Consider the following 14,491-nt stretch of genomic DNA (forward strand, 5'->3'; position numbering starts at 1 on the left):
TAACCGGTGTAATGAGTCTGGACGCCGACTGGCGGGCCGATCTCGACGCGGTCGACGCGGCCCTCATCGACGAGTACCAGAGCGGCTTCCCCGTCGAGCCGCGCCCCTTCGATCGGGTCGCCGGCGAAATCGCGGTCGAGACGGACGTCGACGTCGACGGCGAGGCGGTCCTCGACCGCGTCCGCGACCTCCGAGAGCGCGGCGTGTTCCGGCGGTTCGGGGCGGTGCTCAACCCCCCGGTCATCGGCTCCTCGACGCTCGCGGCGGTGCGCGCGCCCGAGGACCGGTTCGACGAGATCGCCGGGGTCATCAACGGCTACCGGCAGGTGAATCACAACTACCGCCGCGACCACGAGTGGAACCAGTGGTTCGTCGTCACGGCGGGCTCGCGGGAGACGCGCGACGCGATCCTCGCCGAGATCGAGGAGCGGACGGGCTGCGAGGTGCTGAACCTTCCGATGCTCACGGACTACTACATCGACCTGGAGTTCCCCGTCGTCAACGGCGACCGTTTTGCGCGAGAATCACTGGAAGAGACCGCGGTCTCCGCCACCCGCATCTCCGAGAGCGCCCGCGGCGATCTCACGCCCCTCGAAGGCGACCTCCTCTTAGCGATCCAGGACGGCTTCCCGCTGTCTCCGACACCCTACGCCGACGTGGCGAGCGAGATCGACGCCTCCCGCGAAGACGTGCTCGCGGCGGTCGAGCGCCTGCTCGCCGACGGCTGCATCAAGCGGATCGGCTGCGTCGTCAACCACGTCGTCACCGGCTTTACGAACAACTGCATGGTGGTCTGGGACGTGCCCGACGACGAGCTGGACGAGCGCGGCGAGGCGGTCGGGAGCCTCCCGTACGTCACGCTGTGTTACCACCGGCCGCGCCGGAGCGAGCAGGGCTGGGAGTACAACCTGTTCACGATGATCCACGGGCGCGAGGCCGAGGCCGTCGACGCGAAGATCGACGAGCTGGCGGCCGATCACCTCCCCTTCTCTCACGAGCGGCTCTACTCGACGGAGACGCTGAAACAGACCGGCGCGCGGTACGAGGATCTGGTCGCGGACGGGGAGTAGAAGAGAAAGGGGAGGAAGAGGGGAACGGAAACGGAACTCGTCTCAGTCGTCGCCGAGGACGGTCGTGTGCTCCTCGGCGTCGGGGTCGACGTCGAAGTCTATGCCGTCGGAGCCCGCGTCGAGCCCGCGCTCGGCGCCGAGACGGTCGAGCGCGTCGGCGCCCGCGACCGCGACGACGACGAAGCCGACCTTCGAGACGACGTCGAGGTAGACGAACACGAGCATCTCAGTCGCCGGCGTCAGCAGGCCGAAGCCGGTGGGCGCGAGCAGCCACACGACCGGATACAGCGTCCACAGCACCACCGTGATGTTCCGGAGCGTGCCGAAGACGGCGCGGACCCGGTCGCCCTCCGCCGAGGCCGACCGCGGGAGCGAGACGAGCAGGCCGTAGACGAGTCCGAGGTACGCGACCCCGGCGACGCCGAAGGCGACCCACGAGACCGTTCCGGCGGTCGCGGCGGCGGCGATCCCGCCGGCGATGATCACCACGTCGATCCCGATCAGCCCGGCGAGAACGCCTCGCGACGGGCGGGCGAGCAGCCCGAGATAGAGGAGCAGAAGCGGCGTCGTCACGAGCCAGTCGACGTACCGGACCACTTCGAGCTCGCCGGTCGCGATCGACAGCGTCCCGACCCCGAGCGCCATCGCGAGGTACGCCAGCGCCGCGACGCCGGTGACGCCGGCGAGGGTCGCGTAGTAGACGGCGTGCGACTCGCCGGTCGCCGAGGACCGGGAGTACCACGCCCACAGCGGCGGGATCGTTCCGGCGACCATCGCGAGCACCCCGATCCACGCCCAGACGGTCGTGTCGACGAGCATCTCAGTTCACCCCCTCTCCGGCGGCGTCGCCGGAGCCGTCACCGTCCGGGAAGTCGAAGGAGCCGTTTGCGTCCCTTCCGTCGGGCTCGCCGTCGGTCCCCCCGTCCGAGACGGCGGTGGTGGCGTTGCCGGCGTTGCCGGCGTTGCCGGAGTTGCGACCGTCCCCGTCGTTCGCGGGGTCGGGCGCGGCGCCGAGACCGTCGTCGGCCGCGAACTCGAAGTCGTCGACCGCGTCGCGCAGCGCGAGCGCGCGGTCGGAGAGCGATCCGGCGGCAGTCTCGACCGCGCCGAGGGTCCGTTCCTGTTCGTCGACCGCGCCGGTCACGTCGCCGGCCGCGCTCGCGGTCTGTGCGCTGATCGCGGAGACGTCCTCGACGTGCCCGACCACCGCGTCGACGGAGTCGGCCTGCGTCTCGGTCGCCCGGGTGATCTCGGTCATGCTCGTGTCGGTCCGCTCGGAGGCCTCCGCGAGGCGTTCCAAGGCGTCGATCGACGTCTCGACGGTCTCGACGCCGGCGGAGATCCGCTGTTCGGTGCGCGCCATCGCGTCGGCGCCCGTCTCCGCGCGCTCCTGCACGGAGTGGATCCGGGCCTCGATCTCGCTCGCCGACTCCTGCGTCTCCTCGGCCAGCGCCTTCACCTCCTCGGCGACGACCGCGAAGCCGGCGCCGTCGGCGCCGGACCGGGCCGCCTCGATGGAGGCGTTCAGCGCGAGCAGGTTCGTCTGCTCGGCGATCTCCGAGATGGTGTCGACGACCTCGCCGATCTCCTCGACCTCCTCGGCGAGCGCCTCGACCTCCGCGGTCGTCTCCGCGGTCGTCTCCTCGACCGCGTCCATCTCCGCGAGCGCCTCCTCGGCGGCCTCGCGCCCCTCCTCGCCGACCGCAGCGGCGTGCTCCGCGGTCTCCGCCACGTCGGTCACCGTGGAGGCGACCTCCTCGGCCGAGGACGCGAGGTTCTCGGCCTCGTCGGTCGCCGCCTGCAGGTCGTCGCGCTGGGTGCGCGCCCCCTGGGCGATCTCCTCGACCGCGTCGCTCACGGTGCCGGTCGTCGCCCGCAGGTCCTCCGTGCGGTCGTCGACGGTGCCCGCCACGTCGGCGGTGTCCTCGGCGACGGTCGCGACGGAGGCGACCGTCCCCTCCAGCTCGTCGGCCATCTCGTTGAACGCGGCGCCGACCCGAGCCATCGCCTCGTTGTCGCTGTCGGGGTCGACGCGCTGGGTCAGGTCGCCGTCGGCGAACGCGCGCATCGCCGACTCGTACTCGGTCGCCTTGCGCTCGACCGTCTCGGCGCGTTCCGTCGCCTCTCGACGCGCCCGCTCCGCCTCCTCGCGGGCGTCCTCGGCGTCGTCGATCTCGGATCGAAGCGAGGTCCGCATGGCGTCGAACGCCCGGAACAGCCGCCCGATCTCGTCGGTGCGTCCCGTCTCCAGCCGCACGTCGAGGTCCCCCTCGGCCATCCGCTCGGCCTTGGCCGTGAGCTGTCGCAGGGAGATGACCGTGTTCGATCCGACGGTGACGCCGATGAGCGCGAGCCCGATCACCGTCAACAGCGTCATCCCGACGAGCCCGGAGCGCACCGCCGCGCCGGCGGCCCCGGCCTCCTCCGCGCGGAGGTAGACGATGACCCCGTATGAGACAGAGACCCCCATGACCCCGATCAGCGACAGCGCGAGCTTCGCGCCGTAACTGGACCGGATTCCGGAGGACGATCCCTCTTGCATAGTGTATTGGTTGGCAGGGATCGTACCGGCATAATAACTGCCACCCGAATATTGGGACTGATAACGGTGTTCGGCGCTGACTCCGGCGTCATCCGAGGAAGTACCGCGCCCACGGGTACCGCTCGACGAGGGGCCGACCGCCGACCTCGTACTCCTCGACGATCGAGTCGAGCCCGAGGATCCGGCCGGCGCCGAAGGCGGCGACCGAGAGGAACACGAGCATGTACGCGAAGTCGCCGTTGATGTAGCCGTGCGAGATGTCCCAGTTCCCGAGATAGAACAGGAGCATCATGAGCGCGCCCCAGAACGCGGCGAGCCGCGTGAGCAGGCCGACGATCACGCCGAGCCCGATGAGGACCTCTCCCCACGGGACAGCGACGTTGACGAAGTCGACGAACAGCGCGTTCTCGCCCATCGCGGCGAACAGGCCGGCGGCCGGGCTGCCGTTCGAGGCGGGGGCGTTCTGGAGGTACCCCGCCGCGTCGAACTCGCCGCTGAGAACCTTGTCGAGACCGCTCTGGAAGAACGCGATTCCGATCATCAGCCGCAGCGCCAGGATGAACCAGACGCTGAGGGTGTGGAGCTTCCCTTCGACCGAGACGCCGCCGATCGTGCTTCGCAGCGCGACTTCTTGGGATGACATACGTCCCTGACTCTCGGAGAAGGGTTAAAAATGGATCAGCCTTCTCAGGCGGTGCGATCCGCTCGGAACCGGTACGTTGAGGGAGGTGCCGTCCGCGTGGGGGACATGGCGAACGCCTTCGACAGGCTCGGGTACGGGACGTACAGGCTGGCCGACGGCGAGGAGTGCGTCTCCGGCGTCGCCCACGCGATCGAGACGGGATATCGGCACGTCGACACCGCGCAGGGGTACGACAACGAGGCGTCGGTGTCGGCGGGGATCGACGACACCGACGTCGACCGCGAGGACCTGTTCGTCGCGACGAAGCTCTCGACGGACAACCTCTCGTACGACGACGCGACCGCGACCGCGCGGGTGAGCCGCGACCGGCTCGGCGTCGACTCGATCGACCTGCTGTACGTCCACTGGCCGATCAACACCTACGACCCCGAGGAGACGCTGCCGGCCCTCGACGACCTCGTCGACGAGGGGGTAATCGACCGGATCGGGCTCTCGAACTTCCGACCCGACCAGCTCGACGAGGCGATAGACCGACTCGACCACGACGTGTTCGCGCATCAGGTGGAGTGTCACCCGCTGCTCCAGCAGGGGGAACTGCGCGAGCGCGCCGCCGAGCACGACCACTGGCTCGTCGCCTACTCGCCGATCGCGCGCAACCGCGTCGCCGACGTGGACGCGCTCCGAGCGATCGCCGCGGACCACGACGCGACCCCCGCGCAGGTGAGCCTCGCGTGGCTGCTCTCGAAAGACCGGGTCGCTCCGATCCCGAAGGCGGCCGACTTCGGTCACGTCGAGGACAACTGGGCGGCCCGCGAGATCGACCTGACCGACGACGAGATCGCCCGGATCGACGCGCTCGACCGCGGCGAGCGGATCGTCGACTTCGAGGAGGCGCCGTGGAATCGGGTGTGAACCCGTCGCGGGACCGAGCGTGATCCGGCGCTGACCTCTCGACACTATATAGTCGTATGCGCCCGTACGAGCCCCTATACGGACCTCATAGTCGATTTTACGTGGTTTGCTACCGATCCCGTATTCGTGACCGACGCCAAGACCAATTCCCCCGGGCGACCCGCGCTGCTGGCCGCGACGCCGAGCGCCGAGCGGGTGGGACGGTGGCTCCGAACGCTGGCGCTCTTGGCCGGCGTGCTCGGTCTGTTGGTCGGGCTGTTTACGCTCGAGCTCGTCGGTCGGCTGTGATCGACTGCGGGTCCGGACTCCCTCCCGAGCGAAACTGAACGCGCGACCGCACCGAACCGGACCGCAGACGCCGCGTCGGCTCGGGTTTCACTTTCGCTTTCGGGCGCGTTTTTAAAAGGCGTCGGCACGACGACTCGGGTATGAGCCAGTCCACGTTCGACGACGACGACCTGTTCGGCGAGGCGGCCGAGGAGACCCGTGCCGAGGTCCGCGAACACCTGCGGGCCGCTCGCGCCGAGCTTCCCGACGCCGACGCGGTGTGGGAAACGGACGCGGACAACGTGCTCGGCGTCCTCAACGGGCTGAAGTCGGCGCTCGACGTCGGCGACGCGGTCGATTCCGTCCGCTCGGCGAAGAAGGCGTACGTGCTCGGCGAGCGCGCCGACGCCTTCGAGGACGCAGAGGACCTGAAAGCGGAGATCGAGGAGCTGGAGTCGCTCGTCGGCGACATCGAGGCCGCCGCCGAGGAGGTCGGCTCGCTCACCGGCACCGTCCCCGCGATCCGCGGCGCGCTGCAGGACGCGGCGGAGGCGGGCGAGGCCGACGAAGAGGACGAGAGCGAGGAAGACGAGGAGTAGCGACGCCTCGCCGGCTCAATCCTTTTAAACCGATTCCCGGTCGACGACCGCCGCCGTCAGCTCCGCGAGCGCGTCGCTCGCGAGGTCGAGCAGGACCTCGCCGCGCTCGGCGTCGCCCGCGGCGGGGTCGCCCACCACGCCGTTGTCGGTGAACTCGTCCGAGTCGTGCGCGAGGTTCACCCCGGAGACCCACTCGCCCCAGCGGTCCGCGGCGCCCTCGCGGGCGGCCTCGATCCGGTCTTCTCGCACGAGCTCCGGGTTCGTCGCGCGCAGCAGCGCCGTCTCCAGCGGGCCGGCGTGGCCCATGTCGCCCGCGTGCTCGCCGACCGCCTGGAACCAGGTGAACGCGACCGCGTAGCCCTCGTGGGCGTCGTCCCGCGAGAACCGACGGGCGACCTCCGCGAGCGCCTCCACGTTGCCGCCGTGTCCGTTCACGAACACAACCCGATCGATCCCGTGGCTCGGAAGGGACTCGGCCGCCTCGCGGACGTACGCCCGGAACGTATCGGGGGAGACCCACATCGTCCCGTCGAACGCCCGGTGTTCCTCGGCGACGCCGACGGGGATCGGCGGGGCGACGGCGACCTCGGCGGCCCCTCCCTCTCCTCGCTCCGCCGCCTCGTAGGCCGCCGCGCCCGCCTCCGCGACCGCGACCGCGTCGAGCGTGTCGGTCCCGAGCGGGGCGTGGGGGCCGTGCTGTTCGGTGCTGCCGACGGGAACGAACGCGACGTCGACGTCGGCGTCGCGCACGTCGGTCCAGGTGGCGTCCGCGAGTCGCATACCGTCACCTCGACGGGACGCGCCGTATAGGCGACGGTCCGCGTTGAGCCGAGCGGGGGAATTAATCCGACGCGCGATGAGAGTCTCTCCATGAACAACGACAACGGGGACCAATCTCGGGCGTACGGAGTCACGTTCGGACCGCTGAAACGAGCGCTCCGCGAGCATCAGTACCCGGTGTCGACCGGCGAGCTGATCGAGCAGTACGGAGGGTTCGAGCTGGAGACAGCGGCGGGCGAGCGGCGGGTGGAGTCGGCGCTAGAGGAGTGCGAGACGACGACGTTCGCGGAGCCGTGGGAGGTTCGGGACGCGATCCTCGACGGACTCGACGACGACGCGGTGGTCGGGTATCACGGCGAGTCGGGAGCGGAAGAGCCGGCGGAGCGGGACGACCGCGACGCGTCGGAGATCAGCCGAGCGGGCGACTGGAGCCGGCGGTCGGAGTAGTCGGTCGCGCTCGGTCCCTCAGTCGTCGTCGCTCTCGGCGTCCCTCAGTCGTCGTCGCTCTCGGCGTTCTCGATCAGGCGCGCGGTGCGCTCCTGCGCGCGGTCAATGAACTCCTGCGGGAGCTCGTCGATCTCGCCGGCCTGCACGCCCCAGAGGTGCGCGTAGAGCCCGCCGTCGTCCAACAGCTCGTCGTGGGTGCCGCGCTCGACGATCTCGCCGCCCTCCAACACGAGGATGGTGTCCGCGTCCTTGATCGTCGAGAGGCGGTGCGCGATCGCGAAGGTAGTGCGGTCGGCGGTGAGCCGGTCGAGCGAGCGCTGGATCAGCATCTCCGTCTCGGTGTCCACGTCCGAGGTCGCCTCGTCGAGGACGAGGAGGTCGGGGTCTTTCAACACCGCCCGCGCGATGGTGACGCGCTGGCGCTGGCCGCCGGAGAGCTTCACGCCGCGCTCGCCGACCATCGTGTCGTAGCCGTCGGGGAGGTTCTCGATGAACTCGTGGGCCTCGGCGGCCTTCGCGGCCTCCCGGACCTCCTCGTCGGTCGCGTCGAAGGTGCCGTAGGTGATGTTCTCGCGGACGGTGCCGTAGAACAGGTACGACGACTGCCCGACGTAGCCGATCGACCGGCGGAGCGACGTGAGCGTCACGTCGCGCACGTCCTGCCCGTCGATCTCGATGGCCCCCTCGTCGACGTCGTACATCCGGAGCAGGAGCTTCAGGACGGTGGACTTCCCGGCGCCGGTCGGCCCCACCAAGGCGAGCGTCTCGCCGCCCTCGACCTCGAAGTCGATGTCGGAGACGATGGTCTCCTCGTCGTAGCCGAACGTGACGTCGTCGTAGACCACGTCGCCGTCCCCGACGACCAGCTCCTCGGCGTCCCGGTCCTCCGCCAGCTTCGAGGGCTCGTCCATCAGCCCGAAGATCCGCGCGGAGGAGGCGCGGGCGCGCTGGTACATGTTGATTATCTGCCCGAACTGGGCCATCGGCCAGATGAACCGCTGCGTGTAGAGGATGAACACGATGAACATCCCCTCGGAGAGCTCGCCCGTGAACGGCCCGGGCGGTCCCTGGAACACCCAGAGGCCGCCGACGACGAACGTGAGCACGAAGCCGATGCCCGCGAGCACGCGGAGCGCCGGGAAGAACTTGATCCGGGTCTCGATGGCGTCCCAGTTGGCGTCGAAGTAGTCGAACGAGACGTCGTCGACGCGGTCGGACTCGTAGGACTCGGTGTTGGCGGCCTTGATCACCTGGATGCCGCCGAGGTTGTTCTCCAGCCGGGAGTTCATCTTGCCGACGGTCGACCGCACTTCGGCGTACTTGGGCTGGATGATCTTGATGAACAGGTAGGTGAACCCGGCGATGGCCGGCACGGGCAACAGCGCGACCAGGGCGAGCTGCCAGTTGATCCACAACAGCAGGACGCTGATCCCGACGACCATCACGGACAGGCGGAACACGGAGTTCATCCCGTCGTTCAAGAATCGCTCGAGCCGGTTCACGTCGTTCGAGAGGATCGACATCATCTCCCCGGTCTGCTTGTCCGAGAAGAAGTCCATGTTGAGCCGCTGCATCTTGTCGTAGGTGTCGGTCCGGACGTCGTGTTGGATGTTCTGCGCGAACGCGTTGAACCCCCAGTTGCGGATCCAGTGGAACGCCGCGCCGAAGGCGAACGCACCGGTGAGGACGGCGATCGTGAACCAGAACTGCTCGGTCTGCGCGGTCGGGAGCCACGCGTCCGGCAGCAGGACCAACGGGATCTGTTCGTCGAACGCGGCCTCCTCACGGAAGATCGCGTCGATGGCGATCCCGAGCATGAGCGGCGGGAGGAGGTCGAGGAGCCGCGCGAAGACGCTGGCGAGGATGCCGACGGAGACCTGGGGGAGGTAGTCGCGACCGTACGCGAGGAACAGCCGTTTCATCGGGTTCTCGATCTTCTCCCGCTGTTCCTCGAAGGGGTCGTCCTCCTCCCACTCGACGCTACTCATTACCGACACATATCGTATCGCGCGGCAAATACGTTTCCTTCGAACCGAAACATATCGGCGGAAATCTCCGGTATCGGGCGCCAGAACGGGCGATCGGAGATCGGAACGGGGAGCGAAGGGAGCGAACCGGGTCGCGAGCCCGGCGCCGGTTCAGACCGCGCGACGCTCCGCGTCGGGGTCGACGCCGGCGGCGTCGAGGTCCTCGCGGATCCGCCGGCGGAGGGGATCCGGAATCCGCTCGCGGGGAACGGGGGCGGCCGCGGCGGTACCCGCGCCCCGGTCGGCGGCCGCGTCCCCGTCCGAGCCGGCGGCGGGAACCGTCCAGTAGAGGACCCGCTCCGCCTCGGCGTAGAACTCCACCGCGAACCGGTCTCCCCCGCCGTCGTAGTGGACGCGGGCGGCGTCCCCCTCGGCGCGCCACCCCTCCTGACCGACCAGCGCTGCGATCGAGTCGTGCACGGTCTCGATGGGAGCGGCGGACACATGTGGGCTTCGACCTCGAAAGGAGTTTATCGCCGCCGGCCGCAGGGCGGGTATGTCCCTTCGCGTCACGTTCCTCGGAACGGGCGGCGCCGTCCCCACCACCGAGCGCGCGCCGAGCGCACTGTTCGTCAACCGCGAGGGCGACCGCCTGCTGTTCGACTGCGGAGAGGGCACCCAGCGCGGCATGATGCGGCACGGCACCGGGTTCGGGATCGACCGCCTGTTCGTCTCGCACCTCCACGGCGACCACGTCCTCGGGATCCCGGGGCTGGTCCAGACGCTCGGGTTCAACGACCGGACGGAGCCCCTGACGATCCACTGCCCGCCGGGGACCGGAGGCGACCTCCACGACCTGGTGCACGCGGTGGGCCACGACCCCGCGTTCCCGATTCGGATCGACGAGGTCGCGCCCGGCGAGGTCGCGCTCGACGCCGACGGGTACGAGGTCCGCGCGTTCGAGACGGTCCACCGGACGAAATCGCAGGGGTACGTGCTGGAGGAAGACGACCGCCCCGGCCGGTTCGACCGCCCGAAGGCCGAGGAGCTGGGCGTCCCCGTCGGCCCGAAGTTCGGCCGGCTCCACGCGGGCGAGCCGGTCGAGGCCGAGGACGGCTCGATCGTCGAGCCCGATCGGGTTGTGGGGCCGCCGCGCCCCGGTCGAAAGTTCGTCTACACCGCCGACACCCGCCCGCGGGAGAGAACGGTCGAGGTCGCGGAAGACGCCGACCTGCTCGTCCACGACGCCACCTTCGCCGACGACATGGCCGACCGCGCCCGCGACACGGCCCACTCGACCGGCCGAGAGGCCGGATCGATCGCCGAGCGCGCGAACGCGAAGCGGCTCGCGTTAGTGCACGTCTCCTCGCGGTACGCGGCCGACGCCTCGCCGATCCGCCGGGAGGCGCGGGAGGCGTTCGACGGCGAGTGCCTCCTCCCCGACGACGGGGACCTGATCGAGGTGCCGTTCTCCGACGCCGAGGGGTGACAGGCGAGGGGCTCGGGCGAGTTCGGGGCGACAACGATCGATCAATAGCGGGAGTTGGTATATCGATATGGTGGAGTGGTTGTTTATAAGTGATCGAGTGGCGTTGCTGTCGGCTGTTTATAAGTGAGCGGCGACACTGCGGTGACGACCTCCAAAGCCCCAGCCGCTGTGGGCGGCGCACGCTCGTTGCGCTCCTCACTCAGTCGCTTCGCTCCCTCGTTGCGGTGCTTACGTCGTCATCAGAACGCTTTGCGTTCTGATTGGCTCACGAGAGCTCCGCTCTCGTGAACGCCTGCGCCGCCCACAGCGGCTGCCCCTTTGAGTCCCACCCGACCGCACAGCCTCACGCCTCCCCAGCCTCGTCGCTGGCGGCTGTCGCCGCCAGCGACTCCCTCACACCGTCGGTTCGCGGCCCTACGGGCCGCTCACCGGGGCGCGCCACCGCGTTGTTCTTTATAACCGATCGTCGCCGTCGCTCTCGGTCGTTTAAATACTCTCTCGCCGCCACCGATCTGCAATACTTACTCCCGCTATCGATCACGGCTGTGTCTGTATTGATCGATAGGTGGACCTGCCGTACTCCCAGACGGGCTTGATGACGAATTTTACGGAACCGCTTCACTGGAGGCGTGACCGCACGAACGCCTCTGCCGTTCGTTTCGCCGGCCAGCCAGACCCGGCAAGTCGTTCTGGCCGTCACCGACGGCCTCACGAAACGGTTGGTCGACAGTGAGGAGTTCTACTGCGTCTCCAAGGGAACGATCTCTACCTCCCACCCGTTGTCACTGTCCACACAACACTTCCAGGCTCGCTCGGCGGAAATGTCGTGTCGTTTCGCGATCCGGAGAAGCTCGGTGAGCCCGTCGACGAATGCCTGCTCGTCGATCGGCTCGGGAAGGTGTATCTGTGTCATCGTATTACTGTGCGCAATCCAGTACGTCGGAAAAACACAGATCACGGCTTGACTACAGGAATGTGAACTCCGTCGCTGAAACGCGCTTAATGTGTATATGTCTCCCAAAGGTATACATCTTTCCCCGTCAATCGATAACCCAGTTTAGTGTATGGACAATGGAGGGAACGCGGCGTTCGTCGAACTGGAGTTCTCGTCTGACGACGACGACTATCCGGCCGTCCGAATCTCACGGGAGCTCGACTGCCGCCTCGACCTCCTCGACGCCATCCGTATCGACAACGACCTAGCTGCCGCGTTCTTCCACGTCGAACACGGAACTCCTCAACGCGTGATCGAAGAAGCACGCAAATCGCACTACGAAAACGAGATCACGGTCGTCGAACGGTTCGATGACGAGTGTATCCTGAAGTTCGTTCTTCGACGGAGCGTCTTTGAGACGCTCTCGGATCTCCAGATTCCGCTTCAATCGCTCGTCGTGTCGGACGGAACTGCGCGGTTCGTCACCACGGTCCCGCCGAACTACTCGCCGGCGCGGATCGTGTCAGCGGTGAAAACCCGCCATCCCCGCGTGTCTCTCGTCCGTAAACAAAAGCGGATAATTGCGGCACCGTTCCTGACACAGACGGCGTTCCAATCCCTCGTGGACGAACAACTTACCGGACAACAACTGGACGCGGTACACCTCGCGTTCGAGTACGGCTATTTCGAGCGCCCACGGGAAACCACGCAAGCGGCTCTCGCCGCAAAGATGGACATCTCGCCGTCGACTTACGGCCAACACCTTCACTCGGCGCTCCGGAAGTTGCTCGCAGCCCTCTTTAACGGCAACTCGACTCACTATCTGCCCGCCGGACGAGACGAGTAACTGCGTGTTATCACCTATCGTGATAGGTCGTTTCACACCGTTCTATAGGGGTATACCGACTTTCCCCGGAGACGGTATTACACCGGGTAGTGGCAGTATCGACAGGATTTGAAATTCCTCTTCAGGATATCGAGATCGCGTCGCTCGTTACCTCCGGCCCGATCAGGATACTTCACGTCGACGATCAGTCCGATTTTGCCGAGTTGACGGCGACGTTCCTCGAACGCGAGAGCGCTGAGTTCGAGGTACTGACGGAAACGGATGCGGCGACGGCCCTCGATCGGATCACGGATAAATCGGAGTCGATCGACTGTGTCGTTAGCGACTACGAGATGCCCGGTATGGACGGCATCGAATTTCTCAAGGCGGTTCGTGAACGATCTCCGAGACTTCCGTTCATTCTGTTTACCGGGAAAGGGTCCGAGGAGGTAGCAAGCCGAGCGATCTCTGCCGGTCTGACCGATTATCTACAAAAGAGAGGTGGCTCCGATCAGTACACCGTGCTGGCGAATCGCATCGAGAACGCGGTCGAAAAGACGCACGCCGATCGGAACATCGAACAGTTACTCAGCGCCATCGAAACCGCTCGCGAGGGAATTAGCCTGCTCAACGAGGACGGGCGCTTCGTCTACGTCAATCAGGTGTATGCCGACACCTTCGGCTACGAGATCGAGGAGCTGCTCGGCAAACACTGGGAAACTCTGTATCACGACGGCGACGTACCACACGTCACTGAGGAGGTTCTCCCGAACATTCCGGAGGATGAGACCTATCGAATAGAATCACAGATGGTCACAGCAGACGGAACCGAGATCGTCGCCGACCACGCCCTTTCGTACACGCAGGCGGGGTTGATGGTCTGTAACGTTCGGACTGTCTCCGAAGACATCGACAAGAATACCTTGTTAGCCGACGTCTTCAACGCGTTAGACGATTTGATGTTCTTCTTCGACGAGGACGGAACGCTGGAGTTCTGGAACGAACGGGTCGAGACAGTGATCGGCTGCGACACGGACGAACTCACTTCTCGAACTCCGCAGGATTTCGTCTCCGAGGAAGACAGGGAGAAGATAACCGAGTACGTACGGACGACCCGTGAGACGGGACAAGCGCGGGTCGAAGTCAGCCTACAGCGCGAGGACGGTGAGCCGGTACCGTACGAGTTGATTTCGAAACGCGTGGTGAACGATCGAGGGACCGTGATCGGCCGAATCGGACTCGGTCGAGACATCTCCGAGCGTAAACGGTACGAGCAACAGATCGAGCGGCACAACGAGCGCCTCGAACACTTCGCGGAGATCATCTCTCACGACCTTCGGAATCCGCTCTCGGTTGCGAAGGGGCGATTGGACATGCTGTACGAAACGGGTGAGAGAGACCACTACGAGACGACACGCTTGGCGCTCAACCGGATGGGGAGTCTGATTACGGACGTCTTGGAACTCGCACAGAGCGGCGACTTGATCGACAAGACCGAATACGACGCCGTCGAGTTGGAACGCGTTGCGGCGGACGCATGGACGATGATCCGGCAGGACGCCGTGTCCCTCGAGGTGGCGGACTCGCGGCGGATCGAAGCGGACGTGAGCCGCCTCCAGCAGATCTTAGAGAACCTATTCAGGAACGCAGTCGAACACGGGGACGTGGACGTGTCGGTGCGCGTCGGAGCATCCGTCTTTAGTTAAGTCTCACACCTCGGTTGTGTAGCGGTAGCGAGCGTCTCTTGTAAGATTGGTCGTTGCTGGTGGATCTTTTGAGCGTCTTCGATCAGCCGGTCGAGCAGCGGCGGCGGTGAGTAGCCGAGGAACTCACCGAGTTCGTGGAGAATGAGCTGGGCGTGCGACCGGAAGGTCGCCGCCCAGCGCTCTGTCGGAAACACAAGCTCATCATCCGCCTGCTCAGTGACTAGATCCAACAGATCGCGGCTTACAAGCAGCGACAGCAGCGCTGCGTACAATAAGATCCTCACCACGTGTTCGTCACTCGTGTCGAAC

General features: G+C 66.7%; 15 protein-coding genes and 1 pseudogene. 8 read left to right on the top strand and 8 right to left on the bottom strand.

What is annotated here, in order from left to right; genetic code table 11:
• The first annotated feature begins 11 nt into the window (after nucleotides 1-11).
• Entirely contained in the window at nucleotides 12-1,070 is a 1,059-nt protein-coding gene (locus EDM04_RS17500) for an Lrp/AsnC family transcriptional regulator (protein WP_123624389.1), read from the top strand.
• A 42-nt stretch (nucleotides 1,071-1,112) separates the two neighbouring features.
• Here the strand turns inward: EDM04_RS17500 and EDM04_RS17505 are convergent, their stop codons facing one another.
• The 3 genes from EDM04_RS17505 to EDM04_RS17515 all read right to left on the bottom strand — a co-directional run bounded on the left by EDM04_RS17505 (nucleotide 1,113) and on the right by EDM04_RS17515 (nucleotide 4,255).
• The gene (locus EDM04_RS17505; protein ID WP_123624391.1) at nucleotides 1,113-1,889 is read right to left on the bottom strand and encodes a bacteriorhodopsin; all 777 of its coding nucleotides are present in this window, start codon (nucleotides 1,887-1,889) and stop codon (nucleotides 1,113-1,115) included.
• A 1-nt stretch (nucleotide 1,890) separates the two neighbouring features.
• Nucleotides 1,891-3,612 carry a methyl-accepting chemotaxis protein gene (locus EDM04_RS17510; protein ID WP_123624393.1) on the bottom strand — a complete coding sequence of 574 codons (1,722 nt, stop codon included), beginning with the start codon at nucleotides 3,610-3,612 and terminating at the stop codon, nucleotides 1,891-1,893.
• Nucleotides 3,613-3,700: 88 nt separating this feature from the next.
• The gene (locus EDM04_RS17515) at nucleotides 3,701-4,255 is read right to left on the bottom strand and encodes a DoxX family protein (protein WP_123624395.1); all 555 of its coding nucleotides are present in this window, start codon (nucleotides 4,253-4,255) and stop codon (nucleotides 3,701-3,703) included.
• Between the two features lie 105 nt (nucleotides 4,256-4,360).
• Here EDM04_RS17515 and EDM04_RS17520 point away from each other — a divergent pair, with 105 nt between their 5' ends.
• From EDM04_RS17520 to EDM04_RS17525, 3 genes are all read left to right on the top strand, one after another.
• A complete protein-coding gene (locus tag EDM04_RS17520; RefSeq protein WP_123624416.1) occupies nucleotides 4,361-5,167 on the top strand; it encodes an aldo/keto reductase in 807 nt (268 codons plus the stop codon).
• A 126-nt stretch (nucleotides 5,168-5,293) separates the two neighbouring features.
• The gene (locus EDM04_RS18650) at nucleotides 5,294-5,455 is read left to right on the top strand and encodes a hypothetical protein (protein WP_164471166.1); all 162 of its coding nucleotides are present in this window, start codon (nucleotides 5,294-5,296) and stop codon (nucleotides 5,453-5,455) included.
• Nucleotides 5,456-5,595: 140 nt separating this feature from the next.
• Complete coding sequence (locus tag EDM04_RS17525; RefSeq protein WP_123624397.1) at nucleotides 5,596-6,033, top strand: DUF5790 family protein; 438 nt, start codon at nucleotides 5,596-5,598, stop codon at nucleotides 6,031-6,033.
• Between the two features lie 24 nt (nucleotides 6,034-6,057).
• Here EDM04_RS17525 and EDM04_RS17530 read toward each other — a convergent pair whose 3' ends face one another.
• A complete protein-coding gene (locus EDM04_RS17530) occupies nucleotides 6,058-6,813 on the bottom strand; it encodes a creatininase family protein (protein ID WP_123624399.1) in 756 nt (251 codons plus the stop codon).
• Between the two features lie 90 nt (nucleotides 6,814-6,903).
• Here EDM04_RS17530 and EDM04_RS17535 point away from each other — a divergent pair, with 90 nt between their 5' ends.
• Nucleotides 6,904-7,260, top strand: a complete 357-nt coding sequence (locus EDM04_RS17535; RefSeq protein ID WP_123624401.1) for a hypothetical protein — start codon at nucleotides 6,904-6,906, stop codon at nucleotides 7,258-7,260.
• 44 nt (nucleotides 7,261-7,304) lie between these two features.
• On the opposite strand, the gene EDM04_RS17540 is transcribed toward EDM04_RS17535, so the two are convergent.
• Together EDM04_RS17540 and EDM04_RS17545 are read right to left on the bottom strand one after the other, a co-directional pair.
• Nucleotides 7,305-9,248: an ABC transporter ATP-binding protein gene (locus EDM04_RS17540; RefSeq protein WP_123624404.1), complete on the bottom strand. Its 1,944-nt coding sequence runs from the start codon at nucleotides 9,246-9,248 to the stop codon at nucleotides 7,305-7,307.
• Nucleotides 9,249-9,398: 150 nt separating this feature from the next.
• Nucleotides 9,399-9,707, bottom strand: a complete 309-nt coding sequence (locus EDM04_RS17545; RefSeq protein ID WP_123624406.1) for a hypothetical protein — start codon at nucleotides 9,705-9,707, stop codon at nucleotides 9,399-9,401.
• Between the two features lie 76 nt (nucleotides 9,708-9,783).
• Here EDM04_RS17545 and rnz point away from each other — a divergent pair, with 76 nt between their 5' ends.
• Entirely contained in the window at nucleotides 9,784-10,716 is a 933-nt protein-coding gene (gene rnz / locus EDM04_RS17550) for a ribonuclease Z (protein WP_123624408.1), read from the top strand.
• A gap of 739 nt (nucleotides 10,717-11,455) precedes the next feature.
• Here rnz and EDM04_RS18655 read toward each other — a convergent pair.
• Nucleotides 11,456-11,629: a hypothetical protein gene (locus EDM04_RS18655; protein ID WP_164471167.1), complete on the bottom strand. Its 174-nt coding sequence runs from the start codon at nucleotides 11,627-11,629 to the stop codon at nucleotides 11,456-11,458.
• 151 nt (nucleotides 11,630-11,780) lie between these two features.
• Here EDM04_RS18655 and EDM04_RS17555 point away from each other — a divergent pair, with 151 nt between their 5' ends.
• Both EDM04_RS17555 and EDM04_RS17560 read left to right on the top strand, forming a co-directional pair.
• Nucleotides 11,781-12,497 carry a bacterio-opsin activator domain-containing protein gene (locus tag EDM04_RS17555; protein WP_123624410.1) on the top strand — a complete coding sequence of 239 codons (717 nt, stop codon included), beginning with the start codon at nucleotides 11,781-11,783 and terminating at the stop codon, nucleotides 12,495-12,497.
• A gap of 89 nt (nucleotides 12,498-12,586) precedes the next feature.
• Nucleotides 12,587-14,182 carry a PAS domain S-box protein gene (locus EDM04_RS17560; RefSeq protein WP_123624412.1) on the top strand — a complete coding sequence of 532 codons (1,596 nt, stop codon included), beginning with the start codon at nucleotides 12,587-12,589 and terminating at the stop codon, nucleotides 14,180-14,182.
• On the opposite strand, the pseudogene EDM04_RS17565 reads toward EDM04_RS17560, so the two are convergent.
• Nucleotides 14,179-14,491 (bottom strand): annotated as a pseudogene (locus EDM04_RS17565) (IS4 family transposase); the annotation flags it as partial. The gene EDM04_RS17560 and the pseudogene EDM04_RS17565 sit on opposite strands and share 4 nt — an antisense overlap.

It is taken from the genome of Halorubrum sp. CSM-61 (assembly GCF_003781945.1).
Taxonomy (GTDB): domain Archaea; phylum Halobacteriota; class Halobacteria; order Halobacteriales; family Haloferacaceae; genus Halorubrum.

Excerpts from the sequence above, each read along its gene's own strand:
- EDM04_RS17510 (WP_123624393.1), bottom strand. The coding sequence starts at position 3,612 with ATGCAAGAGGGATCGTCCTCCGGAATCCGGTCCAGTTACGGCGCGAAG.
- rnz (WP_123624408.1), top strand. The coding sequence starts at position 9,784 with ATGTCCCTTCGCGTCACGTTCCTCGGAACGGGCGGCGCCGTCCCCACC.
- EDM04_RS17500 (WP_123624389.1), top strand. The coding sequence starts at position 12 with ATGAGTCTGGACGCCGACTGGCGGGCCGATCTCGACGCGGTCGACGCG.
- EDM04_RS17530 (WP_123624399.1), bottom strand. The coding sequence starts at position 6,813 with ATGCGACTCGCGGACGCCACCTGGACCGACGTGCGCGACGCCGACGTC.
- EDM04_RS17505 (WP_123624391.1), bottom strand. The coding sequence starts at position 1,889 with ATGCTCGTCGACACGACCGTCTGGGCGTGGATCGGGGTGCTCGCGATG.
- EDM04_RS18655 (WP_164471167.1), bottom strand. The coding sequence starts at position 11,629 with ATGACACAGATACACCTTCCCGAGCCGATCGACGAGCAGGCATTCGTC.
- EDM04_RS17555 (WP_123624410.1), top strand. The coding sequence starts at position 11,781 with ATGGACAATGGAGGGAACGCGGCGTTCGTCGAACTGGAGTTCTCGTCT.
- EDM04_RS17525 (WP_123624397.1), top strand. The coding sequence starts at position 5,596 with ATGAGCCAGTCCACGTTCGACGACGACGACCTGTTCGGCGAGGCGGCC.
- EDM04_RS17515 (WP_123624395.1), bottom strand. The coding sequence starts at position 4,255 with ATGTCATCCCAAGAAGTCGCGCTGCGAAGCACGATCGGCGGCGTCTCG.
- EDM04_RS17520 (WP_123624416.1), top strand. The coding sequence starts at position 4,361 with ATGGCGAACGCCTTCGACAGGCTCGGGTACGGGACGTACAGGCTGGCC.
- EDM04_RS17535 (WP_123624401.1), top strand. The coding sequence starts at position 6,904 with ATGAACAACGACAACGGGGACCAATCTCGGGCGTACGGAGTCACGTTC.
- EDM04_RS17540 (WP_123624404.1), bottom strand. The coding sequence starts at position 9,248 with ATGAGTAGCGTCGAGTGGGAGGAGGACGACCCCTTCGAGGAACAGCGG.